Origin of the sequence: Hyphomonas sp. (assembly GCF_041689225.1) — a bacterium.
Lineage (GTDB): Bacteria > Pseudomonadota > Alphaproteobacteria > Caulobacterales > Hyphomonadaceae > Hyphomonas.
On the sequence record NZ_JBDNGN010000107.1, the window covers coordinates 1 to 21,924 of the forward strand.

General features: G+C 61.8%; 22 protein-coding genes. 12 read left to right on the top strand and 10 right to left on the bottom strand.

Translation table 11 applies throughout. The features are described 5' to 3' along the window. Window positions 1–150 precede the first annotated feature (150 nt). From ACESNB_RS09870 to ACESNB_RS09900, 7 genes are all read right to left on the bottom strand, one after another. Window positions 151–2,385 carry a 3-hydroxyacyl-CoA dehydrogenase NAD-binding domain-containing protein gene (locus ACESNB_RS09870; RefSeq protein WP_373006772.1) on the bottom strand — a complete coding sequence of 745 codons (2,235 nt, stop codon included), beginning with the start codon at window positions 2,383–2,385 and terminating at the stop codon, window positions 151–153. Between the two features lie 19 nt (window positions 2,386–2,404). Continuing rightward, on the bottom strand, window positions 2,405–2,584 hold the full coding sequence (locus tag ACESNB_RS09875; protein ID WP_373006774.1) for a hypothetical protein: 180 nt from the start codon (window positions 2,582–2,584) through the stop codon (window positions 2,405–2,407). Between the two features lie 2 nt (window positions 2,585–2,586). After that, window positions 2,587–3,792 (bottom strand): acetyl-CoA C-acetyltransferase, encoded by a 1,206-nt coding sequence (locus ACESNB_RS09880; RefSeq protein WP_373006776.1) that lies wholly within the window; start codon window positions 3,790–3,792, stop codon window positions 2,587–2,589. A gap of 26 nt (window positions 3,793–3,818) precedes the next feature. After that, window positions 3,819–4,247 carry a PaaI family thioesterase gene (locus tag ACESNB_RS09885; protein ID WP_373006778.1) on the bottom strand — a complete coding sequence of 143 codons (429 nt, stop codon included), beginning with the start codon at window positions 4,245–4,247 and terminating at the stop codon, window positions 3,819–3,821. 6 nt (window positions 4,248–4,253) lie between these two features. Then, complete coding sequence (locus ACESNB_RS09890; protein ID WP_373006780.1) at window positions 4,254–5,420, bottom strand: acyl-CoA dehydrogenase family protein; 1,167 nt, start codon at window positions 5,418–5,420, stop codon at window positions 4,254–4,256. Between the two features lie 126 nt (window positions 5,421–5,546). After that, window positions 5,547–7,331, bottom strand: a complete 1,785-nt coding sequence (locus ACESNB_RS09895) for an acyl-CoA dehydrogenase C-terminal domain-containing protein (RefSeq protein WP_373006782.1) — start codon at window positions 7,329–7,331, stop codon at window positions 5,547–5,549. Between the two features lie 99 nt (window positions 7,332–7,430). Continuing rightward, the gene (locus ACESNB_RS09900) at window positions 7,431–7,910 is read right to left on the bottom strand and encodes a MerR family DNA-binding transcriptional regulator (RefSeq protein WP_340693328.1); all 480 of its coding nucleotides are present in this window, start codon (window positions 7,908–7,910) and stop codon (window positions 7,431–7,433) included. Window positions 7,911–8,135: 225 nt separating this feature from the next. On the opposite strand from ACESNB_RS09900, the gene ACESNB_RS09905 reads away from it, so the two are divergent. The 10 genes from ACESNB_RS09905 (at window position 8,136) to ACESNB_RS09950 (ending at window position 18,558) form a co-directional block, all read left to right on the top strand. Beyond that, window positions 8,136–11,669 (top strand): peptidoglycan-binding protein, encoded by a 3,534-nt coding sequence (locus ACESNB_RS09905; RefSeq protein WP_373006784.1) that lies wholly within the window; start codon window positions 8,136–8,138, stop codon window positions 11,667–11,669. Between the two features lie 80 nt (window positions 11,670–11,749). Beyond that, window positions 11,750–13,081 (top strand): DNA recombination protein RmuC, encoded by a 1,332-nt coding sequence (locus tag ACESNB_RS09910; protein ID WP_373006786.1) that lies wholly within the window; start codon window positions 11,750–11,752, stop codon window positions 13,079–13,081. A 45-nt stretch (window positions 13,082–13,126) separates the two neighbouring features. Then, the gene (gene def, locus ACESNB_RS09915; RefSeq protein WP_373006788.1) at window positions 13,127–13,657 is read left to right on the top strand and encodes a peptide deformylase; all 531 of its coding nucleotides are present in this window, start codon (window positions 13,127–13,129) and stop codon (window positions 13,655–13,657) included. 58 nt (window positions 13,658–13,715) lie between these two features. After that, window positions 13,716–14,669, top strand: a complete 954-nt coding sequence (gene fmt / locus ACESNB_RS09920) for a methionyl-tRNA formyltransferase (protein WP_373006790.1) — start codon at window positions 13,716–13,718, stop codon at window positions 14,667–14,669. Window positions 14,670–14,736: 67 nt separating this feature from the next. Beyond that, a complete protein-coding gene (locus tag ACESNB_RS09925) occupies window positions 14,737–15,177 on the top strand; it encodes a hypothetical protein (RefSeq protein WP_373006793.1) in 441 nt (146 codons plus the stop codon). A gap of 56 nt (window positions 15,178–15,233) precedes the next feature. After that, window positions 15,234–15,455 carry a hypothetical protein gene (locus ACESNB_RS09930; protein WP_373006795.1) on the top strand — a complete coding sequence of 74 codons (222 nt, stop codon included), beginning with the start codon at window positions 15,234–15,236 and terminating at the stop codon, window positions 15,453–15,455. Further along, window positions 15,452–15,940, top strand: coding sequence for a GNAT family N-acetyltransferase (locus tag ACESNB_RS09935; RefSeq protein WP_373006797.1), 489 nt, complete (start codon window positions 15,452–15,454; stop codon window positions 15,938–15,940). Before ACESNB_RS09930 ends, ACESNB_RS09935 begins: the two co-directional genes overlap by 4 nt. Window positions 15,941–15,950: 10 nt before the next feature. Continuing rightward, window positions 15,951–16,688 (top strand): tRNA pseudouridine(38-40) synthase TruA, encoded by a 738-nt coding sequence (truA, locus tag ACESNB_RS09940; RefSeq protein ID WP_373006799.1) that lies wholly within the window; start codon window positions 15,951–15,953, stop codon window positions 16,686–16,688. Between the two features lie 617 nt (window positions 16,689–17,305). Beyond that, complete coding sequence (locus ACESNB_RS09945) at window positions 17,306–17,821, top strand: hypothetical protein (protein ID WP_373006801.1); 516 nt, start codon at window positions 17,306–17,308, stop codon at window positions 17,819–17,821. A gap of 122 nt (window positions 17,822–17,943) precedes the next feature. Further along, window positions 17,944–18,558, top strand: coding sequence for a DKNYY domain-containing protein (locus ACESNB_RS09950; RefSeq protein ID WP_373006803.1), 615 nt, complete (start codon window positions 17,944–17,946; stop codon window positions 18,556–18,558). Between the two features lie 14 nt (window positions 18,559–18,572). Here ACESNB_RS09950 and ACESNB_RS09955 read toward each other — a convergent pair whose 3' ends face one another. Then, window positions 18,573–19,310, bottom strand: a complete 738-nt coding sequence (locus ACESNB_RS09955) for a spermidine synthase (RefSeq protein ID WP_373006805.1) — start codon at window positions 19,308–19,310, stop codon at window positions 18,573–18,575. A gap of 170 nt (window positions 19,311–19,480) precedes the next feature. On the opposite strand from ACESNB_RS09955, the gene ACESNB_RS09960 reads away from it, so the two are divergent. After that, window positions 19,481–19,855, top strand: coding sequence for a hypothetical protein (locus ACESNB_RS09960; protein ID WP_373006807.1), 375 nt, complete (start codon window positions 19,481–19,483; stop codon window positions 19,853–19,855). Between the two features lie 90 nt (window positions 19,856–19,945). Here the strand turns inward: ACESNB_RS09960 and ACESNB_RS09965 are convergent, their stop codons facing one another. Then, window positions 19,946–20,785 (bottom strand): class I SAM-dependent methyltransferase, encoded by an 840-nt coding sequence (locus ACESNB_RS09965; RefSeq protein ID WP_373006809.1) that lies wholly within the window; start codon window positions 20,783–20,785, stop codon window positions 19,946–19,948. Between the two features lie 33 nt (window positions 20,786–20,818). After that, window positions 20,819–21,316 carry a CinA family protein gene (locus ACESNB_RS09970; RefSeq protein WP_373006811.1) on the bottom strand — a complete coding sequence of 166 codons (498 nt, stop codon included), beginning with the start codon at window positions 21,314–21,316 and terminating at the stop codon, window positions 20,819–20,821. Between the two features lie 182 nt (window positions 21,317–21,498). Here ACESNB_RS09970 and ACESNB_RS09975 point away from each other — a divergent pair, with 182 nt between their 5' ends. Beyond that, a complete protein-coding gene (locus tag ACESNB_RS09975; RefSeq protein WP_373006813.1) occupies window positions 21,499–21,912 on the top strand; it encodes a hypothetical protein in 414 nt (137 codons plus the stop codon). Window positions 21,913–21,924 lie beyond the last annotated feature (12 nt).

Consider the following 21,924-nt stretch of genomic DNA (forward strand, 5'->3'; position numbering starts at 1 on the left):
CCAACATGGGCCGCAACAGCCCGGCGAAAATCAAGCGAATACGAAACTGCCATCGACAAATCCTCCTGCCGAACAGGAGAATCAGAGTTCGAAGCAAAAGGGAATCCCTCACGATTCCTTTTGTCGCGGATGTGCTTTAGATCGCGCCGACTAGGCTGCGGCTTTTGCCTTTACGTCGGCGGGTGGGAAGCGGTCGTAGAAGCCTTCGCCCTTGGCGGCCATGTCGCGCAGCAGTTTACCCGGACGGAAGCGGTCACCGTATTTGTCGGCCAAGCGGTCGGCCTCTTCGACGAACGGTTTGATGCCCCAGATCAGGTCCACGTAGCTGGCGCAGCCGCCAGTATAGGGCGCAAAGCCCCAAGCGAGGATCGAGCCAATATCGGCGTCGCGCGCATCGGTGATGACGCCCTCCTCGAAACAGCGGGCCACTTCGATGGCCTGACGCACGAGGAAACGGCTGGTCAGCTCTTTCTTCAGGGCTGGCGGGCACTCGTCGACCTTGACGTCGATCTGGCTGCTCAGCTCAGGCCACAGGCGCTCTGGCTTGCCTTTCTCGTTATAGTCGTAGAAGCCCTTGCCAGCCTTGCGACCGACCCGGCCCTGGTCTTCGACCAGCCAGGCCATCATCTGGCCGCGCGGATCGTTGCCATATTCGATACCGGACGCCTGTGCCATCTGGCGACCTACCTTGAGCGCCGTGTCGAGACCAACGGAGTCGGACACTTCGAGCGGGCCCATCGGCATGCCGGACTGACGCCCGACATTCTCGATGATCGCCGGCTTGATGCCTTCGCCGAGCATTTCGAGGCCTTCCTGCGTATAGGTGCCGAAGCAGCGCGACGTGTAGAAGCCGCGGCTGTCATTCACGACGATCGGCGTCTTGCGGATCTTGAGGACATAATCGATCGTCTTGGCGAGGGTCTCTTCGCTGGTCTCCTTGCCGGAGATGATCTCGACCAGACCCATCCGCTCGACCGGCGAGAAGAAGTGGATGCCGATGAAGTTGGCAGGGCGAACCGAGGCCTCAGCCAGGCCGGTGATTGGCAGGGTCGATGTGTTGGATCCCATGACAGCCGTATCGGAGAGCTGGGCTTCAGCCATCTTGGTGATCTTGGCCTTGAGTTCCGGATTCTCGAACACGGCCTCGACGACGAGGTCTGCGCCCTTGAAGTCGTCATAGTTGGCGGTCGGCTTGATCAGGGCGAGGAGCGCTTCGCCCTTCTCCTTGGTCATGTTGCCGCGCGACACGTTCTTCTCGACGAGCTTTCGGGAATAGTCCTTCCCCTTCTCGGCATTCTCGACCGAGACATCGACGAGGATGGTCTCGATACCGGCGCGTGCCTGTTCATAGGCGATGCCGGCGCCCATCAGGCCAGCGCCGATGACGGCGACCTTGCCCAGCTCATACTTCGGGACGCCTGCCGGACGATTGGCACCCTTGGACAGGGCCTGCGTCGACAGGAACAGCGAGCGGATCATCGCCTTGGCTTCCGGGCGCTGCTGCGTGTTGATGAAGTAGCGCGTCTCGATGCGGAGGCCCGCATCAATCGGCACCATGATGCCCTCATAGATGCAGGACAGGATATTCAGCTGGGCTGGGTAATTGCCGTTGGTCTTGGCGTGCAGCATGGCGTTCGCCATGGTCATGACCTGGCCGGCGCCGGGGCTGCGGTGCGGTACGCCGCCCGGAACCTTGAAGCCTTTGACGTCCCACGGGGCCTTGGCGGTCGGGTTAGCCTTGACCCATGCCGTGGCCTTGGCCTCGGTTTCGGATGATGGCGCGAGTTCGTTGACGACGCCCATGGCGAGGGCTTTCTCGGCATTGAAGCTTTCACCCTGGAGGATCAGCGGCAGGGCTGCCTGCACGCCGATCAGGCGTGGCAGGCGCTGCGTGCCGCCAGCGCCGGGCAGGAGCCCGATCTTAGCTTCCGGCAGGCCGAACTGGAGCTTGGGATTGTCATTGGCCGCAACGCGGTAATGACCGGCAAGCGCCACTTCAAGGCCGCCGCCAAGGGCGAGGCCGTTGAGGGCTACAGCGACGGGCTTGCCGCAGGTTTCGAGCTGGCGAAGCGTCTTGTTCAGCGAGAAGCCCGCATCGAACTGCTCCTTCTTGAGCTCCGCTTCGGTCTTTTTCGCCTTGTCGCCTGCGCCGCCGGCGCGGCTGCCCATTTCGCCAAGGTCTGCCCCGGCGCAAAAGCCGCTGGCTTTGCCGGACGAGAGTACGAGGCCCTTGATCTTGTCGTTGGTGGCCACTTCCTTGGTGATCGCGATGATATCAGCGACGGCCTTGCCGGTCAGCGTGTTCATGCTGCGGCCGGGCACGTCGAACACGGCATGGGCAATGCCGTCCGCGTCGATGTCGAATGAGAATGTGTCGAGTTTCATAATCGATTTCCTTGCGGGGCTATTTGCCCTCGTCAGTATTGTTTTTGTCTGAGGTTTTAGAAGCCAGAGCACCGAGGGCCACGCCGATGGCAAGCCCGACGGGAATCCAGAGGCCAATATTTCGTGTCACCAGTCCAATGATAGATCCGGCTGCGAGACCAATAGCCATTCCAGTTGATTGGGCGACACGTCGGCTCATCGCTAGACCCTCTCGATGATCGTCGCGGTGCCCATGCCGGCGCCGACGCAGAGCGTGATCAGGGCGGTTTCCTTGCCGGTCCGCTCAAGCTCGTCGATCATTGTGCCCATCAGCATGCCGCCAGTGGCACCCAGCGGGTGGCCCATGGCGATGGCGCCGCCGTTCACGTTCATCTTTTCGTGCGGGATATTCAGGTTGTGCATCATCAGCAGAACGACCGAGGCGAAAGCTTCGTTCAGTTCGTAGAGGTCGATGTCTTCCGGGTTCATGCCGGCTTTTTTCAGCACCTTACGCGACACATCGGTCGGACCGGTCAGCATGATGCCCGGCTCGGATCCGATGGAGGCCATGGCACGGATGCGGGCGCGGGGCTTCATGCCGAAGCGTTCGCCCATTTCCTTCGATCCGAACAGGACGGCAGACGCGCCATCCACGATGCCCGATGAGTTGCCGGCGTGGTGGACATGGTTGATCTTTTCGAGTTCGGGATAACGCTGCTTGATGACGTCATCAAAGCCCATGGCGCCCATGCCGAGGAAGGATGGCTGGAGGGCTGCCAGCGACTGCATGTCGGCTTCGGGACGCATGTGTTCGTCATGGTCGAGGCGGATACCGCCCATCTGGTCTTTCACCGGAACGATGGACTTGGCGAAGCGGCCTTCTTTCCAGGCCTTGGCGGCGCGCTTCTGGCTTTCGACGGCAAAGGCATCAACGTCATCGCGCGAGAAGCCCCACTTGGTGGCGATCGTGTCAGCGCCGACGCCCTGCGGCGAGAAGTAGGACTTGATGGCGATCTGCGGGTCTGTCGACCAGGCACCGCCGGCAGCGCCCATGGGCACGCGGCTCATCGATTCGACGCCGCCGCCAATGGCCATGTCGGCCTCGCCAGTCATGACTTTCGACGCGGCCATGTTGCAGGCTTCGAGGCCCGAGGCGCAGAAACGGTCAACCTGCACACCGGCGGTGGTGTCGGCATAGTCAGCGTTGAGCACTGCGATGCGGGCAATGTCGCCGCCCTGCTCGCCAACCGGCGAGACGCAGCCGAAGACGACATCGTCAACGCAGGCCGTATCGATATTGTTCCGGTCACGGATGGCCTGCAGAACCTGCGTGCCAAGGCTCAGCGCGGTGATTTCGTGCAGGGAGCCGGACGACTTCCCCTTGCCGCGAGGCGTGCGGACGGCGTCATAGAGATATGCTTCATTCATGGGAGAGGCTCCTTTAAAACTGTTGATCAGGTCGCCGGTGAGTTCACCGGGTTCAGGGTGAGGCTCGCGGTGGAACGGGCAGCTTCCTTGCCGCGGGAATCGTAGAGTTCGGCCTCGGCGAAAACCATCGCGCGGCCGATATTGCGCAGGCGGGCCACCACTTCGATGGCGCCCTTGCGGACAGGGCGCAGGAAATGGGTGTGCAGGTCCACCGTGGAGGGCAGCTTCGTCTTGCCCGCCCTCATCCCGGCGAGCATGCCAATCGTATCATCCATCATGGCGACGAGATAGCCGCCCTGGATGACGCCTGCGGGATTGCAGAATTCCGGGCGGCCATCAAAGCGCACCCGCGCCTCCCATTTTTTTAGGTCGAGCGAGAGCAGCTCGAAGCCGAGCGACGTCGAGGACGGGCTCGGTTTGGCGAAAACTTCCGTGATGCGCTTGCTGTCCGGCATGAGTGACTAGAGCGTCCTCGCGATGAGCATTTTCATGACCTCGTTGGCGCCGCCATAGATGCGCTGGACGCGAGCGTCGGCATACATCTGGGCGATGGGATATTCGTCCATATAGCCGAAGCCGCCATGCAGCTGGAGGCATTCGTCAATGATCTTGCACTGGAGATCGGAGATCCAGTATTTCGACATGGAAGCTGTTGCGGCATCGAGTTCGCCCTTCAGCAGCAATTCCGTACAGTGATCTGCAAACACTTTTGCGACAGTCGCTTCGGTCTTCGCTTCGGCGAGCTTGAACTGGGTGTTCTGGAAATCGAAGATCGTCTTGCCGAAGGCGTTGCGGCCTTTGACATATTCAACCGTCTCGTGGATCGCGCGTTCGATCATGCCGACGCCCTGCAGGCCGATAACGTGGCGCTCCTGCGGCAGTTTCTGCATCAGCTGGATGAAGCCCTTGCCGGCTTCCCCGCCGAGCAGGGCCGAGGCCGGCACTTTCACGTCGTTGAAGAAAAGTTCTGACGTATCGGCGGCGTGCTGGCCGACCTTTTCAAGATTGCGGCCGCGCTCGAAGCCTTCGACTTCCTCGGTTTCGACGCAGAGGATCGAGATGCCCTTGGCGCCCTGAGTCGGATCGGTCTTGGCGCAGACGAGGACCAGGTTGGCCGTCTGGCCGTTGGAGATGAAGGTCTTCGAACCATTGATGACATAGCCATCGCCATCCTTGATGGCGGTCGTCTTGATGTTCTGAAGGTCGGAGCCGGCGCCCGGCTCGGTCATCGCGATGGCGGTGACGAGTTCGCCCGACGCCATGCGCGGCAGCCAGCGGCGCTTCTGCTCTTCAGTGCCGAACGCGGTGATATAGGGCGCGATGATGGCGTTGTGCAGAGTGATGCCGAACCCGTCGACGCCTTTCCACTGCTGTTGCTCGATGATGATGGCCTCGTGGCGGAAATCGCCCCCTGCCCCGCCATATTCTTCCGGCACGGACGCGCAGAGCAGGCCCATTTCGCCGGCCTTGGTCCAGATTTCGCGCGGTACCACGCCAGCCTTGCGCCATGCCGGAACATGCGGCGCACATTCCTTTTCGAAGAACTGGCCCACGGCGTCGGAGAAAATATCCATCTCCTCATCACTGCGCCAAGCGGATTTCGGCACGTTCAGTGGGCTCTCGAGCATGGGCATGTCTTCCTGTATTACCTTGCGGAAACTTCCGCTTACGTTCACGTCAACATGTAGGTTATGCAGGCCCGTTTGCACAGACGTCACGCCACGTCAGGCCGCAGGCACAGGGCTCGCCATGGATCAGAACTGGTCTGCCGACAGGGCCATCATGGATTTCGCGCCGGTTTTTACCTTTGCGAGATGGGCGGCTGCGTCGGGCAGCATGCGGTCGAGGAAGTATTGGCCGGTCAGCAGCTTTTCGCCATAGAACGGGTCGCCCTCGGCTTTTTTCTCGATCGCGACCTTGGCCATGCGCGCCCACATGAAACAGAGCGCCGTCAGGCCAAACAGGTGCAGGTAATCGTGGCTGGACGCGCCGGCATTGTTGAAGTCGGACATACCGTTCTGCATCAGCCAGTTGGTGCCTTCCTGGAGCTGACCCTTCACGATTGTCAGGCCTTCGACGAACGGCTGCAGTTCGGCGTCATCACCGGCCGTGCCGAGGAAGTCATCCAGTTCGGCAAAGAAGCTGAACACAGCCCGGCCGCCATTGCTGGCAAGCTTGCGGCCGACTAGGTCGAGGGCCTGGATGCCGTTGGTGCCTTCGTAGATCATGGTGATACGGCTATCGCGTACGAACTGTTCCATGCCCCATTCGCGGGTGAAACCCGATCCGCCATGCACCTGAAGGCCGAGATTGGCGCTCTCGCAGCCCTTGTGCGTCAGATAGGCTTTCACCACCGGGGTCAGCAGCGCCATATAGTCGCCGGCGCGCTCGCGCACCTTCTCATCGTTCGATTTGTGCTGCAGGTCGCCCTGGAAGGCGGTCCAGTAGGCAAAGGCACGGGCGCCCTCGATGAAGGCTTTCTGGTCGAGCAGCATGCGGCGCACGTCCGGATGGACGATGATCGGGTCGGCGACCTTTTCCGGCGCCTTGGCGCCGTTGAGCGAACGGCCCTGGACGCGGTCCTTGGCGTAGTCGACAGCATTCTGGTAGGCCACTTCGGCCTGGGCGAGGCCCTGCAGACCGACGCCGAGGCGGGCTTCGTTCATCATCACGAACATGGTGCGCATGCCCTTGTGTTCTTCGCCGACAAGCCAGCCGGTCGCGCCGTCATAGTTCATGACGCAGGTCGCGTTGCCGTGGATGCCCATCTTCTCTTCAAGACCGCCGCACGAGCAGGCATTGCGCTCGCCCAGCGAGCCGTCTTCCTTGACGATATATTTCGGCACGACGAAGAGCGAGATGCCCTTGATACCTTCGGGCGCGCCCTCGATCCGGGCAAGCACAAGGTGAATGATGTTTTCTGTGAGGTCCTGCTCGCCGCCCGAGATCCAGATTTTCTGGCCGGTAATCTTGTAGCTGCCATCGGCCTGGGGCGCGGCCTTGGTCTTGATCAGACCGAGGTCGGTGCCGCATTGCGGCTCGGTCAGGTTCATGGTGCCGGCCCATTCGGCGCTGGCCATTTTCGGGCCGTACATCTGGCGCTGCGCGTCAGAGCCGCCGGCCATCAGGGCCTCATAGGCGCCCGAAGTGAGGCCGGGATACATGCCGAAGGCCATGTTCGACGAGGAAATCATCTCGCCCCAGGCGAGGTTCACAACGTGCGGCAGGCCCTGCCCCCCCATGGCCGGATCCTTCGAGAGGAGCGGCCAGCCATTCTCGACCAGCGCCGTGTAGGCGGCCGGGAACCCGTCAGGCGTCTTGACGCTGGCATCATCATTGCGCTTGCAGCCCTGCACGTCGCCGACACGGTTGAGCGGGAACAGGACTTCCTTGGCGAACTTGCCGCCTTCTTCCAGGATCGCGTCGATCAGGTCAGGGGTCGCCTCCTCGAAACCGGGCAGGTTCGAATAGTTCTGCAATTGCAGAACTTCATGCAGGATGAATTGCATATCGCGGACCGGAGCGTCGTAACGGGGCATGGGGCGGAATCCTTGTAAAAAAATGGCAACTGACTCCGTTCTAGACGCATGTTCTAGAAAGGTCGTTCCAGTTGCCAGAAACCCTTGAAAAGAGGTGGATCAGACTTCGTCGAGCTGGCGCCGGGCAACTGCCTCATAGGCCGCAACCTGTCGCTTGCCTTCTTCGTTCGGACCGACCTTCTGGATCAGTTCCTCGAGCCAGAGGATGCCCTTGCGCAGTTCCGTCAGCGCCGTGTCGATGTCTTCGCGCTGGACTTCCAGCTCTTTGACCTGCTTGCGGAACTTGTCGAGCATCATGTATTTCTGGGCGCGTTCGCCGTCATCCAGAACATAGAGGTCGAGGATTTCACGAATATCGGCCAGCGGCAGGCCGAGACGCTTGAGGCGGACGATTATCGTCAGGCGTGCACGATCCCGGTTCGAATAGACACGGGTCATGCCATCGCGCGCAGGATGCAGCATGTCCTTGTCTTCATAGAAGCGAAGGGCACGGGGGGTCACACCGTATTCCCGGGCAAGCTCGGAAATCGTGAAGGTGCGGCTATCGGCGGCGGATATGTGTGATGTCTTGTGATGCATCAAGACAGCTTAGACCAAGGGTTCCGCGAACGTCAACGTCAACTTTCCGCGAACGTTCGCGGAAACATTCCCTATGGTAAATGCAATAACCATACCTGTTACCAAATGATGCGAAAATATTTACCTTTAACCTCGCTTTAAGACCCTGGCTGTCATCACCGTTAGAAAATGTGAACGAATCTGCCCGTAGCGTTAACTTCGCGGGCTGAGCGAGGAGAATCCGGGATGAACCAGACAGGGCCCTGGAGTGTCAAAGGCATTGACCAGCGCGCGCGCGATGCAGCGCGCGAAGCGGCGAGCGCCGAAGGTCTGACGCTCGGCGAATATCTCAACCGCCTGCTGATGACGGATGAGGAATCCCAGCTCAACGAAATCTCGTCGCTGTTCCGCAATCCGCGACCGCGGCCGGATGCGACCACCAACACGCTGGACCGCCTGACCCGCCGCATCGAGGCGGCGGAAGCCCGCTCCACGCTGGCGATTTCGGGCATGGACCACACGGTTCTCGGCCTCGTCGCCAAGCTCGAGCACGCCGAGCAGAGCAGCGATTCCGTTGTCGGCCATGTCGAAAGCCTGATGGACGAGATCCGCGACACCTATGAGGCGCTCCAGTCCAAAGTTCGCAGGCTTGAAGAAGATGACTCCAACAAGCAGAACCTCGAAGCGCTGAAGTCGCTCGAACAGGCGCTCGGTAAGCTGGCTGACCACGTCAATGATGAAGGCGAACTCGCCCAGCAGGAGGCGCACGCCATCAAGGGCCGGGTCGAGGCTGGCTTTGCCGACCTGACCGACCGCGTCGAAGGCGTCGAAACCCGGGTCGAATCAAAACTGTCAGACGCCGCTGCGCGGGTCGAACAGGCCGTCGACCAAGCCGAAAAGCGTTCAGAGATCGCCGCGCGCGATTTGACGACCCGCCTGTCCACCCTTCAAAGCGACGTCCAGGAACGCCTCGCCACCGCCGGTCAGACCGATGAGCGCCTGACTGCGGTCGAGTCCGACGTATCGGGCGCGCTGGATTCCATGGAAAGCACGCTGCTGCGTATCCAGGAACGCCTGAACCGCGCCGAAACCACGACCGACGCCGCGCTGCAAAGCCTGGAGGCGACGTTCAACCACCTCGACAACCGTGTCGAAGCGCTGGCGGGATCCGTTGATCCGGAACTTGCTGAAAAGCTGCGCTCGGAATTCGAGGCCCGTTTCGACGACCTGACAAAGTCCCTGCGTGAAACCGTTGACCAGACCCGGCTCGAACTCGCCGACGAGATCGCGCGCACCGCCAATGTCCAGGATAGTGAAGCCGTCTCCGGCCTCACGACCGGGCTTTCGGATGTGCAGAAACGCCTCGCGGCCACCGAGGAGCGCCAGTCGCGCTCCATCGAAACCGTATCCAACCAGGTCAGCCAGATGTCGACCAGCTTCGAGCAGCGCATCCGCGATGTCGAAGCCCGCGATGACGCCGCTGCAGGCGAGGCCGTGCGCGGCGAAATCGAACGCCTCGGCGAAACCGTCAGCGCCCGCATTGACTCGCTCGCCGACCAAATTGACCATCGCGTCAGCGACAGCGAAACGCGAAGCGCCCAAGCCATTGAACAGATCGGCGAACAGGTCGCATCGGCCGCTTCGCGACTTCAACAGCGCCAAGACAGTGCCATCAAGACTATGGCGACCCAGTTGGAAGAGGACCGCAAGCGCACGGATGTACGCCTGTCGGATGCCCTGTCCAATGTCTCCGAGCGGCTTGAGCATATGCAGACCCAGTCGTCGGCGTCCCTGTCGCCCGTGCAGCGCGCCATCGTGTCCCTGGCCACCCGGCTTGAAAGCCTCGAGGAATTCACCTCCCCGCCCTATGCCGACCCGGACGGTGCCGATGCGATGCCAGACGCACCTGATTTTTCCGACGATCCGCTGGTCGAACAGGCAATCCAGGCGCCCGCCCACGATGACAGCGCGCCCTTCGAACCCGGCCTGCCTGAAATCGAAGACGACAATGACGATGACATGTTCGTTGAAACGGCGGCATCTGATTTTCAGGATGACGACGCTGTCTTTGCGGACTCGTTGATTGATCCGGACGACGACGACGCCTTCTTTGAAGCCGGGATTGCAGGTTGGGACGCAGCTGTCGAGAGTCGCAGTACGCCTTACAAGTCCGATTTTGAGGACGCTCCCAGCGCGCCGAAGGAAGCTGGTATCGGTGAGCACACGGACGAGGATTTTTCTGCTGCTTCAGCCGAGCGCGGTCCGGAATCCTTCTTCGGTCCGCTCTCTGAACTGGAGGGCATCGATGGCGAGCATGACAGCCATACCGAAGCGCGCGCATCCGACATTTTCGATATGGATGATTCCGACGATGAGGATTTTCTCGCGCTGATTTCGCAGAAACCCGATCCGGACGACGAACCCTACCCGTTCGATGAAGACGATCCCGAGCCGATTGCGATTCGGGCGGATGACACGAATGATTATATCGCTCGCGCTCGCCGGGCCGCGATCGTCGCCGCCGGCCCGCCGGATGCGCAACCACAGCGCCGCAACCGGCGCAAAAATGACAAACCGAACTTCAATGGGGTCCGGGCGACGTCCGGCTCCGGCAAGCTGCCGCTCTATGCTGCTGCTTCGGCTGTCGTGATTACCGGGGCCGCCGTAGGTGGCTATCTCTATATTCGCGGCAAGCAGGAAGCCCCTGTCGTCGTCGCCTCGGTCGATACCTATGTCGATCCCGGCGCTGCGACGATCGCAAAATCGCCGCCTGTCGCCACCGAAGCAGGCATTGATGTTCTCCCTGCAACCACCAAGGCTGCCGGTGACGCATCTGCGGCGTCGCAGGCCGACACTGGACTGTTCGATGCCGCGCCGACGATGGAGACAGTGCCGGCGCCTGTCGCGCTCGCCAGCCAGCCAGCGGTGACTGCAGCAGCGGTTGCCTCGAATTTCCCGGCCATCTCGCCCTTCGTGACGGTGGAAAGCGCTGCCGCTGCCGGAAACCATATCGCCCAGTACCAGCTGGCCCAGGAGCGCATCGCCGCTGGCGACTTTGCTGTCGGCGCAGCGCTGATGCGCAAGTCTGCCGCCAAGGGCCTGCCGATCGCCCAGTACGGCCTCGCCAAGCTGCACGAGAAGGGGAATGGCGTTCCCAAGGATCTGGCGCTGGCCCGGGAGTGGACAGAAAAAGCCGCCAATGGCGGCAATGTCAGAGCCATGCATGACCTTGCCGTCTTCATGGCCGAGGGCGATGGCGGACCGCAGAGCTATGCCGGCGCCGTCGAACGGTTCCGCAAGGCCGCCGAGTTCGGCATTGTCGACAGCCAGTACAATCTCGGCGTGCTCTACGAGCAGGGCCTGGGCATCAGCCCGAACCTGACCGAAGCCATGTTCTGGTTCGAAATTGCCGGCAAGAATGGCGATGCGGGCGCGCCGGCCAAGATCGCCGACCTTTCAGGTCGCATATCAGCCGAAGCTGCCGAACAGGCCCGCGCGCGGTCGGTCTTCTGGGAAGCTTCTCGCGACAATGCCATCAGCAATGGACGCTTTGGGGCCCAGCCCTGGAACACCGGCAATCCGCTTCAGGTGCAAGGTGTTCAGGTTGCCCTCTCGGCGCTCGGCTACAATGTCGGCACACCGGACGGCGTGATCGGCGACGGCACGGCCAAGGCCATCCGCGACTATGAGAAAGCCAATGGTCTTCCGGTGACCGGAACGATCACGGCAGACCTGATCGAGAGCCTGAACGCACTGGCTGGCGCGCCGACCAACGGATAGTTTTCACGCGGCGTTTTCAGCGCGTGGACACATGACACCGTTCTAGATATGTTCCACGGGAATCGTGGCAGGATATCGAGATGACACCTATCGTTACCATCGGAACCGCCGGCTTCGACGCCGTGCATATCGTGCTGCTGCTGGGCGTGCTGGGGCTTGGCTTTGCCGCCTACGTTCTGTGGGGACGAGCAGACCTCGCCCGCCGGGAGCAGACGCGGACAGCCGAGGATCTCTCGGATACGAAACAGGCGCTGCGCACGAAAGAAGAGGTCGCCCGACAGGCAGAAATCGCGCTGGCTGAAATCCGGGCCCGCAGCGAAGAGGATGAGCGCAAATTCGCCGATCTCGCCCAAGGTGTGCTGCGGACGGCCAATGCCCAATTTCTGCAACTCGCGAACGAGACGTTCGAGAAGCACAAGGAAGGCGCCAAAGGCCAGCTGCAGGAACTGATGAAGCCGATTGGCGAGAATTTCGACGCCTTCAAAAAGCGTGTCGACGACCTCGAAAAAGTCCGGACCGAGGATAAATCCCTGCTGTCCGAACAGGTGAAGGCAATTGGCGAGAGCCTGCACCGCAACACCGCAGAGACCGGAAAACTGGTGAACGCGCTGACTGCGCCGAAAGGCGGCGGCCGCTGGGGCGAGATGACATTGCGCAATGTCATGGAACAAGCAGGCCTGTCGGCCCATTGCGACTTCAACGAGCAGGTCCATGACGCAACCGAGGAAGGCCGCCAGCGCCCGGATGCGATCATCCGCCTGCCCGGCGACCGGCAGATCGTCATCGATTCCAAAGTATCCCTCGCCTCCTACATGGCCGCAACGAATACCGAAGACCCGGTCGAGCGGCTGGCGCACCTGAAGGCGCACGCGCAAAGCGTGCAGCGCCATGTCACCACGCTGGCGTCGAAGGACTACCAGTCAAACCTCGGCAACCGGTTCGATTATATCGCCATGTTCATACCCGGGGAGAACTTTTTCGCGGCGGCACTGGAACAGGCACCGGACCTGATCGAAAAGGCCATGTCCCGGCAAGTGATCGTGACCACGCCCACGACGCTGATCGCACTGGCCCGGACGGTCGCTCATTTGTGGCGCCAGCACGAGCAGAACGCGAATGCGATGGAGGCGGCGGAATTGGGCGCCGAACTCTACACCCGCATGAGCAAATTGCTGGAACATATGGAAAAGCTGGGCAAGTCGCTGAATGGCTCGGTGGATCATTTCAATTCCATGATGGGATCAGTGGACAAGCGCGTCCTGCCGACGCTGCGCAAGTTCGAGGAATTGTCGATCGCACCGCCCAACAAGGCACCCGCTGAGCCCAAACTGATCGAAAACCGCGCCACGGCGACGGACCGGACGGGCGAACTGGATCTCGATGCCAAGAAGCCCCGGCTGGCTGCCAAATGAGCCGCACCAGTTGACCAAACGTCCTTCTGTTCATATCTCCCCCTTATGGCCATACGCGAAATCCTGACTGTACCCGATCCACGCCTCAAGGAGGTGTCGAAGCCTGTTGAAGGCGGCGTCACCGACGAGATTCGCGCGCTGATGGATGACATGCTGGAAACCATGTATGACGCGCCGGGCATTGGCTTGGCCGCAATCCAGGTCGGCGTACCGCTTCGCGTCATCGTCATGGACCTCGCCCCCGAGAATGAAGAGCGCCAGCCGCGCTATTTCGTGAACCCGGAAATCGTCGAAACGGTCGATCAGACACAGCCTTATGAAGAGGGTTGCCTGTCGGTGCCCGACATTTTCGACGAGGTTGAACGCCCGGTACGCTGCCTGATCCGTTACCTGGATTATGATGGTAACCCGGTCGAGGAATGGGCCGAAGAGCTCTACGCGGTCTGTATCCAGCACGAGATGGACCATCTCGAGGGTACGCTGTTCATCGACTATCTCTCGCGCCTTAAGCGGATGCGGGCCATCGACAAGGTCAAGAAAGCCAAGATTCGCAAGATCCGCGAAGACGTCGCCTGATCCTGCCGCGCCAATCTTCCCTTTATTGCCAGCGTCCCGCGCGCTAGACCCGCGATCCATGACCAAACCCCTTCGCCTTGCCTTCATGGGCAGCCCCCAGATTGCCGTTGATGTGCTCGCTGCGCTGGTCGCTGCGGGGCACGAGATCGCCTGCGTCTATTCCCAGCCGCCGCGCCCCTCGGGCCGGGGCAAGAAGCTAACACCAACGCCTGTGCAGGCTTGGGCAGAAGCGCACGGGCTTGACGTGCGCACGCCGAAAAGCCTGAAGAAAGCGCCGGAGCAGGAGGCCTTTGCGGCGCTCGGCCTCGATGCCGCCGTGGTGGTCGCCTATGGGCTGATCCTGCCGCAGGCCATTCTGGATGCGCCGCGCCTAGGCTGTCTCAACATGCATGCCTCGATCCTGCCGCGCTGGCGGGGCGCTGCGCCGATCCAGCGGGCGATCATGGCGGGCGACCACGAGACAGGCATTGACGCGATGCTGATGGACGCCGGGCTCGACACCGGGCCGGTGCTGATCTCGGCCTGGACGCCGATCACACCCGCCACGACCTTTGGCACCCTTCACGACCGGCTGGCGGAACTCGCCGCCGACCTTGCGCCCCGCGCGCTGGCCGGGCTGGCAGATGGTTCGCTGACGTCGAAGCCGCAGCCGGAAACCGGCGATACCTACGCCCACAAACTGACAGCCGCCGACCAGCCCATCGACTGGTCAAAACCCGCCGCCGAAATCGACTGCCAGATACGCGGCCTCTCCCCTGCTCCAGGCGCGACCTGCGTCTGGACACCGGATGATGGCGGCGAGCCCATACGCCTGAAACTGCTGATGAGTGAGGCGACCGGCGCGTCCGGCGGCGCAGCGCCCGGCACGGTGCTGGACGACCGGCTGCTGGTGGCGTGCGGCGATTGCGGCGCGGTACGCATCAGCCAGCTGCAGCGGCCCGGCAAGGGCCCGATGACGGCGACGGTCTTCCTCAATGGCACGCCCATTGCGCCCGGCACAATTCTGGCCTGACCGGGGTTTGATTGACAGCCCGACAGGGCGCCCTGATAGTTTCCCTTAGGGACAAGGGGGCACTTAAATGTCATCGACTGAAACCAGCGCGGCTGGACGCCCGCAATTTTTCTATCGCTCAGCCATCGTCATGGGGGTGATTGTCGTCCTCAGCTTTCCGCTGACCTATTACATGCCTGCGCTGACCGGCTCGCGGCATTTTCATTTGCTGCACCACCTCCACGGCCTGGCCTACTTTGCCTGGATCGGACTCTATGTCTGGCAGACCCGGCTGGCTGCAACCGGGCAGATTGCGCGGCACAGGGAGATCGGCCTTGCGGGATTTGCGCTGACCGGCGCGCTGGTCCCGCTCGGCTTCTGGATGGCGCAGCGCGCCGCCGAGATACGCGCCGCAAAGGATTTCCCGCACCCGTATGAAATCACATGGTTCAATGTGACTGACATCGGCCTGTTCACGGGCCTGATGATCGCGTCGATCCTGCTCGTCACGAATGGTACCGGCGCCTGACATTCACAGCGGCCCTCTGCCTTGTGGCACCGGCGGCGACGCGGTGGACGCTGAAGATGCCGGGGCTCGATCCTCTCTTGCTCGATATTGCCGTCTATCTTGTCATGGACCCGTTCCTCATCGCGCTCCTTTTGTTTGACCGCCGGACGCTCGGAAAATTCCATCCGGCGACGCTCACCTGCGTTGCCATTCTCATTCCGGTCCAGATCGCGAGTGCCTTCATTGCGCGGTCTGACTGGCGGAACACGCTAGCGCCTTCCCCGATCGGCCCTCCATGACCGAAACATGGACTCGCAATCTGAGGCTGGACGACATGGATGCCGTGGCGGCGCTCAACCGGGCGAGCTTTGGCCGGTCGGCGGAGGCCAAGATTACGCGGCGCCTGCACAAGGATGGCGACAGCCTGCTGTCGCTGGTCGCCCACCAGCATGAGGAGATCGTCGGCCATATAGAGTTTTTCCGCATCCTGATCGACGGGCAGCCGGAGGCCATGGGGCTTGGCCCGATGTGCGTGAAGCCGGATGTCCAGCGGCGCGGGATCGGAGCCGGACTGGTGCGCATGGGGCTAGTCATACTGGGCGGCCGGGAGGAGCGGATCGTCTTCGTGCTGGGCCATGAGCCCTATTATCCGAAGTTCGGCTTTTCGGCTGAAACGGCCGCGCCGTTCAAGGCGGCCTGGAGCGGGCCGGCCTTCATGGCGCAGGTGATCAATCCCGGCGCGCCTGAGGCAGGCGAATTGACGTATCCTCCTGCCTTCGGCTAGGGCGCTAGCCATGGCCCGTTACAAACTCCTCATCGAATATCATGGCGGGCCGTTCCAGGGCTGGATGCGGCTGCCGGGTAAGCCGACGGTCCAAGGCGCCATCGAGGCAGCCGCAGCCAAGCTGGATGGCGGTCCGGTGGAGGTGTATGGCGCCGGGCGCACAGATAGCGGCGTGCATGCGATGGGACAGGTCGCGCATCTCGACTTTGCCGTGGACCGGCCGGGCAAGGTGGCCGATGCGCTGAACTTCCACTTGCGCCCGCTGCCGATCGCGATCCTGAAGGCCGAGAAAGTGGACGAGGATTTCCACGCCCGCTTCAGCGCCAAGGCGCGCCACTATCGCTTTGTCATCATCAACCGCCGCGCCGACCTGACGGTGGAAAAGGGCCTCGCATGGCGCATTGCGCCAAAGCTCGATGCCCGCAAGATGCATGACGCCGCGCAGGTTTTGCTGGGCACGCATGATTTCACCACGTTCCGCGACATGGAATGCCAGGCGCGCAGCCCGGTCAAGACGCTGGATAGGTTCGATATCGCCCGCTATGGCGACCGGATCGAATGCACGCTGTCGGCCCAGAGCTTCCTGCACCGGCAGGTGCGCTCGATGGTCGGTTCACTGGTCGAAGTCGGGCGCGGCAAGCGCGATGCACGCTGGCTGGGCGAGATACTCGCGGCGACCGACCGCACGGCCTGCGGGCCAGTGTCGCCGCCGGACGGCCTGTTCCTCGAGAAAGTGGACTTTGACTGAGCCTGCACGTGCGGCGCCTGTGAGGGCGCTTGAGGGGTGAGGTATGGGTGTGCTGGGGGTGTGGTCCGGGTCAGGTATGTGGCGGGGGCAGCCCAGTGATGCATCCGTGCTCCCGGCGCATGCCGGGACCTTGGGAGGCCCATCCGGACAGGATGGCCTGAGGCCCCGGCTTTCGCCGGGGACACGGGTCGTCGGCCAGCGCCTTCGCCAACCTGTCTGAGACAGGCGCACGCACGAAGCGGTCCTCCGCCCCCGGCGCATCGGACATGCAGCGGATATAAACATTGCCCCAGCGGTCGACGGCGACAAGCAGGCCGCGCCCGGTCGCCTTCATCCAGCGATTCAGGTTCTGCAATTGCCACCAGAGCCATGGCCAGAGGAGGACATGGACGTGCGCATAGAGGTGGGCGCATGGGGGGCAGTATAGGGGGGAGGATAAGTCTACGGGGCGCGGGTGGAATGTGCTGCGCTCACTGGCAGACCGTCGCGCCGGACTGCCGGAAAGGCCGGCCCGCCTCGCAAAATTCCTTTGTTGGCAGAAACCGATAGTGTAAAACGGGCATGCCTTCCTGAAAGCAACAAATCTTGAAAAAATGGTTGTCGGAGCTCTGTCTTTATTGGCGACCTCATGCGCCTCTGTCGCGGTCGAGCCGACGACGGGCCATGCCTCATCCGATCGGGACCTTGGCGCCACGCCATCGCTTCCAATCTCGTCCTACATACCCGTTACCGCCTCCGAGAAACGTCTCGCCGAGAAGACGCGACAGTTCATAGCGGATTTTGAGGCCTGGAATGCTGCCGCCGTCGAGACGACAGGAACCAATCCATCAATGGACATCATCGACCGCGACTGGGCGGAGCTGTTGCGGCGTCACTGTGTCCCGGGTCGGACCGCCTACGGCGCAGTGATCAGCAGCGAACCCCTGCTCAGCAACGACCACGAAGTCATTCTGGACATTCAACTGGGCACCGATACCGGACAAGTCACGACAGCCCACACCAACACAATCGGCTATGTCCGTTCTTACAAATATACCTTTCGGGCGACTGGGGACGCCTGGTTACTCGATGACGTGGCTTTTCGCGACGACGATGGACCCCACCTCTCGCTACTCTGGATGCCGGAAAAATGACGTATCGAAAGCACGCCTTCAATCGCATCATCGGGTTTGGAGCACTGTTCGGCCTGACCCTTGGACTGTTGGTCGGTTGTGCTTTGATTGAGGGCGAACGCTAAGAGGTTCGGGAAGATGGCGTGTACTGGATTTCCTATTCCGGCTCGTCGGCACATCCGAGCTTTGAAAAACTGGAACGCAAGACAGCAGCGGACCAGCCCACTTTCGAAGCGCTGGCTTTTACGCGCTGGGGCAAAGACAATCAACGCGGGTATTTCGAAGGTGCCGCGGTATTGGGGTCCGACCCCGCGTCCTTTTCTGCCATCAGCGGTATTCTGGCGACTGATGATATACGCGCATGGTACGGAACTGAGCCGATTGACGGCGCAGATGGTGCCACCTTCAGGCTGATCGGCCCTCAACTCGCAGTCGACAAATCGGCGGCCTATTCCAGCGGATCGCGGTTTGTCCCATGTGATGTTGCGACCTTCCAGCCCGTTGACAGCGAAGACGGTAATTTCAGCGCGGATAGAAAATGCGTCTACTTCGCGGTGTTCAGGCTGCCCTTGCAGGACAGGGAAAGTTTCGAGCTCATCGGCGCCGGGTATTCCAAAGATCGTTTCGCCGTTTATTGGCACCAGGACCAGGTCATCGGTGCTGATATGGCAACCTTTCAACTAGCGCCCGGAACGCGACTGGGGCGCGATAAATCCGGGTACTGGTTAGGGACCGAGATGAAAGCCTGCTTGAAGTGATGACCGCGCGCCGTTCAGGCGGGCTTGAGGGCGAGGTAGATGGTTTGGGTATAGGTGTTGTCCTGAAGCGGGTTGTGGAAAGTCACCGGCTCGGCCCAGGCTTCGCCGAACACATCTGACAGGCGCTGCACGAAGTCGCTGTCGGGCAGGACATCGGACCAGAGCCCCATGATGCCGCCCGGTTTCAGGTGCTTGCCGAGCCTGCGCAGGCCAGCTTCGCTGTAGAAATGCCCGCTGCGGGCATCCAGCAGCCAGTCGGGCGTGTGATCGATATCGATCAGGATGGCGTGGAACTGGCGCCCCGGATGGGCCGCGTCGAAGCCGGTTTCGGACTGGGCCAGCGCAAAGAAATCATCGCGCACGACCTGGCAGCGGTTATCGGCGCTCAGCGGCGGATCGAGGGGCACCAGCCCGGCTGCGTGCCAGTCGGCGACGGCGTCCAGCATCTCGACGACGCGCAGCGAGGCAACGCGGTCATATTCGAGCACCGCACCGGCCGTGTAGCCGAGACCGAGGCCGCCGACGACGACATCCCATTTCTCGGCTGAGCCGGGGTTGAGACTGGCGAGCTTGTCGAGGCCGAGGCGGGCCAGCGCGATTTCGGACACGGTGAAAATGTTCGACATCAGGTGCTCGTCGCCGAGGATGATCTCGAAGACGTCGACCTTCAGTGCCGGATGGAAGCGCCGCCGCAGGCTGATCGGGCCAATCGGCGTCTCGCGATAGTCGAGTTCTTCAAACAGGCGGCTCATCGGGGACGTCCTTACAACGGAACCCACCCCTACAAGAGACCGGCCGCCGGGCATAGGCGGGTGTTGATGCGGGTGGTGCTATGCCTGCTTGGGATCCGGAAGAGGCGTTGGACGGAATAGGAAACGGGACTTAGTGTTACAATCACCCTATAGGCATGTTGAGATAGCCCATGAGGAAGCAGTACCACTTTAGACCAAGCCCAAATGGTTTCTATGCTTGGGATGTTGATCGTTTGGTCAAATTGTCTTCATTGCTTTTGCCGACGTCCATAAATTTTGAGCAGATTTCCGAATTGGACGAACCTTATTGGTTTTCAAGCGACGAAACGCCTTCGTGCCGAAGGATCGCTGAGCATTTCAAGCTGATGTTGGATGCTGATCTTCAGTATCCCATCATCTTCTGCGCGCTGGGCAGACTGATGGATGGAATGCTCAGGATTGCCAAAGCACTCGCTTTGGGAAAGAAGACAATCTTAAGCGTCCGTTTTCAAGAAACCACGGAAGCGGATTTTGTGGATGTTCAACCTGATGACCTGCCTTATTAAGCTCTTGCGTATTTCCTGACGCCGAGAGCGGACGCAGGACGAGAGCGCGACACGGACGCCAAGAATTGACATGCATCCACCGTCTGCGGACTAAGCGTTATCGGCGCTGACCATCCAGCAGGCCGACTTCATGGCGATGCGGCCGTCGGGTTTTTTGTGATCCTGCATCAGGGTGATCAGGGCGGCTTCGACTTGTGCCTCATCTATGCCCTGAGCAGCGAGGAGGCGCGAGAGCGGGCCGAGCTGCATCATGAATTTGGCGGTGGTCTCGACATCGTCGCCCGGCAGAATGATCGCGGTTTCCACCGGATCAATTGACACATTGGCCCAGCCAGCGTCTGACAGGATGCGGGCGACCCGGTCCTTGTCATGGAAAGCGAACGGGCCGGGGGCGGTGGGATCAGCGGGGGCTGGCGCTTCCTTAAGGAAAGCCATGGCCGCCTGAAGGGGCGCGAGGGCCCAATCATTGAGGCTGAGGGCCTGCCAGCAGATGAAAGCCAGCCTGCCATCCGGTTTGACCGACTGGCGGATATTGGCGAAAGCGGGGGCCGGGTCTTCGAAGAACATGACGCCGAAGCGCGAGATGACGATGCCGACGGGATCCGGCGCGGTGAACACGCTGGCATCGGCCAGTTCGAACCGGGCGGGCGCATTGGCCTCTGCCGCACGGGCGCGGGCGAGTGCGATGAGCGGGGCGGAGACATCGACGCCGAGCGCGCCGTGCGCCGCGCCAACCTTGGCAGCCGCGCGCAGGTTGAGCGCCCCTGCCCCGCAACCGATATCCATCACGGCTTCGCCCGACTTCAGGTCGGCCGCCGCGATGACCTTGTCGGCGAAAGGCGCCAGCATCGCGTCGAGCCGGTTTGACTGGTCGACCCATTTCTGGCCAGCGGGGCCGTTCCAGTATTCGATCTGGTCTGCATTGTTCATGGGCGGCGTTCCTTTCCGAGTGCCAGGCGCAGCCTAGACCAGCGCCTCGTGCAGCAGGCTGAGCGCTTCGACGGCAAAATGGCACATATTGGCTTCGCGGTCAGCGAGGCCCGTTTCCAGCGTGCGGGAGATTTCCTGCGGGCCATCGGCGCCCTGCCCTGCCAGCGCGACGCATGTATGCCCGGCAGCGTCGCCATAGCCATTGCCGCCGGGGCCCGAAGCGCCGGTTTCGCACAGACCCCAGTCGGCATCGAGCTTGCCCCGGATCGTGCGGGCCAGAAGGCAGGCATAGGGCTCGGTCGAGGAACGCATGCCATCGGGCATGTCGGCGCGGCCCAGGTCCATCAGGCCGCGAAAGGCCTGGGGCGTGTAGATGACGCCGCCGCCGCGATAATAGACCGAGGCACCGGGCACGGCGAGAAGCGCCGCAGAGATGAGCCCCCCGGAAGAGGATTCGCTAATCGCGACGGTTTCACGGCGCGCCTTGAGCAAGGCGCCAATCTCGGAGGCCAGGGGAAGGAGTGTTTGCATGGCGCACATCAAGCAGGTGGCGTGGCTGTATGCAACAAGATTGGTCTATTCGGGCGGGATGATGCCCTGCCGAAGGTGGAAACCCCGTCGGCGGCGGGTTAACCGGACAGTGACGGCTGGTGGGGCATTCAGGCGGCAGGGACATTCGAAGCGGCATGTTGCCCGGGAACAGGACTGAACACGTGAATAAAACCTTGGTAATAGCTGCGGCCTGCGTCGCGCTGATGAGTTGCAGCGACGCCAGCAGGGACGGTGTCACGTTCAATTGCGAGGCAAACGAACAGGCGCGTCCCGAGTTCAGCCGGACCGTCGGCTTCCACTTTGCCCAGGGCTACCTCTTCGTCCAGAATGATGTCGGCGGCGCCGACAATGTCTGCGCGCAGGCCGGAACGACCGCATGCGACGTCAAGATGACCGATGCCGCGCTGACCCTTCGGCAGGACATCGCGGCCCCCTATTGCGGCTGGAGGTCTTCGGTCAAAAGCACGCTCGATATTGATCGCCGCTCGGGCCATTTCCTGTTCATGCAGGAAGGATGCGAGCCCGGCGAAAACCGGGTCATGACAGGCCAGTGCACGTTCGACTCAGGTGAGTGACCGCGCCTGTGC

What these genes read in the sequence shown, in the direction of transcription:
- ACESNB_RS09870 (WP_373006772.1), bottom strand. Translation starts at nt 2,385, where the DNA reads ATGAAACTCGACACATTCTCATTCGACATCGACGCGGACGGCATTGCC.
- ACESNB_RS09875 (WP_373006774.1), bottom strand. Translation starts at nt 2,584, where the DNA reads ATGAGCCGACGTGTCGCCCAATCAACTGGAATGGCTATTGGTCTCGCA.
- ACESNB_RS09880 (WP_373006776.1), bottom strand. Translation starts at nt 3,792, where the DNA reads ATGAATGAAGCATATCTCTATGACGCCGTCCGCACGCCTCGCGGCAAG.
- ACESNB_RS09885 (WP_373006778.1), bottom strand. Translation starts at nt 4,247, where the DNA reads ATGCCGGACAGCAAGCGCATCACGGAAGTTTTCGCCAAACCGAGCCCG.
- ACESNB_RS09890 (WP_373006780.1), bottom strand. Translation starts at nt 5,420, where the DNA reads ATGCTCGAGAGCCCACTGAACGTGCCGAAATCCGCTTGGCGCAGTGAT.
- ACESNB_RS09895 (WP_373006782.1), bottom strand. Translation starts at nt 7,331, where the DNA reads ATGCCCCGTTACGACGCTCCGGTCCGCGATATGCAATTCATCCTGCAT.
- ACESNB_RS09900 (WP_340693328.1), bottom strand. Translation starts at nt 7,910, where the DNA reads ATGCATCACAAGACATCACACATATCCGCCGCCGATAGCCGCACCTTC.
- ACESNB_RS09905 (WP_373006784.1), top strand. Translation starts at nt 8,136, where the DNA reads ATGAACCAGACAGGGCCCTGGAGTGTCAAAGGCATTGACCAGCGCGCG.
- ACESNB_RS09910 (WP_373006786.1), top strand. Translation starts at nt 11,750, where the DNA reads ATGACACCTATCGTTACCATCGGAACCGCCGGCTTCGACGCCGTGCAT.
- def (WP_373006788.1), top strand. Translation starts at nt 13,127, where the DNA reads ATGGCCATACGCGAAATCCTGACTGTACCCGATCCACGCCTCAAGGAG.
- fmt (WP_373006790.1), top strand. Translation starts at nt 13,716, where the DNA reads ATGACCAAACCCCTTCGCCTTGCCTTCATGGGCAGCCCCCAGATTGCC.
- ACESNB_RS09925 (WP_373006793.1), top strand. Translation starts at nt 14,737, where the DNA reads ATGTCATCGACTGAAACCAGCGCGGCTGGACGCCCGCAATTTTTCTAT.
- ACESNB_RS09930 (WP_373006795.1), top strand. Translation starts at nt 15,234, where the DNA reads ATGCCGGGGCTCGATCCTCTCTTGCTCGATATTGCCGTCTATCTTGTC.
- ACESNB_RS09935 (WP_373006797.1), top strand. Translation starts at nt 15,452, where the DNA reads ATGACCGAAACATGGACTCGCAATCTGAGGCTGGACGACATGGATGCC.
- truA (WP_373006799.1), top strand. Translation starts at nt 15,951, where the DNA reads ATGGCCCGTTACAAACTCCTCATCGAATATCATGGCGGGCCGTTCCAG.
- ACESNB_RS09955 (WP_373006805.1), bottom strand. Translation starts at nt 19,310, where the DNA reads ATGAGCCGCCTGTTTGAAGAACTCGACTATCGCGAGACGCCGATTGGC.
- ACESNB_RS09960 (WP_373006807.1), top strand. Translation starts at nt 19,481, where the DNA reads ATGAGGAAGCAGTACCACTTTAGACCAAGCCCAAATGGTTTCTATGCT.
- ACESNB_RS09965 (WP_373006809.1), bottom strand. Translation starts at nt 20,785, where the DNA reads ATGAACAATGCAGACCAGATCGAATACTGGAACGGCCCCGCTGGCCAG.
- ACESNB_RS09970 (WP_373006811.1), bottom strand. Translation starts at nt 21,316, where the DNA reads ATGCAAACACTCCTTCCCCTGGCCTCCGAGATTGGCGCCTTGCTCAAG.